Below are 643 nucleotides of genomic sequence, written 5' to 3'. Positions count from 1 at the left end.
GGACAAGCAGTACGAGGCGTTCCACCAGGGGATGCTGGACCGCGGCTACTCGGAGGCCGCGGTGAAGGCCCTGTGGGACATCCTGCTGCCCTTCTCGGACTACGCGTTCAACAAGGCGCACTCGGCCGCCTACGGCCTGGTCTCCTACTGGACGGCCTACCTCAAGGCGCACTACCCGGCGGAGTACATGGCCGCGCTGCTCACCTCGGTGGGCGACGACAAGGACAAGCTGGCCATGTACCTCAACGAGTGCCGCCACATGGGCATCACCGTGCTGCCCCCGGACGTGAACGAGTCCCACCTGACCTTCACCCCCGTCGGCCGGGACATCCGCTTCGGCATGGGCGCCGTCCGCAACGTGGGCGCCAACGTGGTCAAGGGCATGGTCCAGGGGCGCGAGGAGAAGGGCTCGTACACGGGCTTCGGCGACTTCCTGGCGAAGGTGCCGCTCGTGGTGTGCAACAAGCGCACCATCGAGTCCATGATCAAGGCCGGCGCCTTCGACTCCCTCGGCTACGCCCGCCGCGCCCTGCTGGCCGTGCACGAGGAGGCCGTGGACGCCACCGTGGCGCAGAAGCGCAAGGAGGACCACGGCGAGTTCACCTTCGACCTGTTCGCGCTCGGCGGCGGCGACGAGGACGAC

1 pseudogene is annotated in these 643 nt (G+C 68.1%); it reads left to right on the top strand.

From position 1 onward, the window contains the following. Positions 1-643, top strand: a pseudogene (locus ACFWJO_RS40655) (DNA polymerase III subunit alpha); the annotation flags it as partial.

The sequence above is a fragment of the Streptomyces sp. NPDC127092 genome (genome assembly GCF_042722475.1).
In the GTDB taxonomy this organism is placed as follows: domain Bacteria; phylum Actinomycetota; class Actinomycetes; order Streptomycetales; family Streptomycetaceae; genus Streptomyces.
This window is presented reverse-complemented; position numbering and strand designations above follow the sequence as displayed.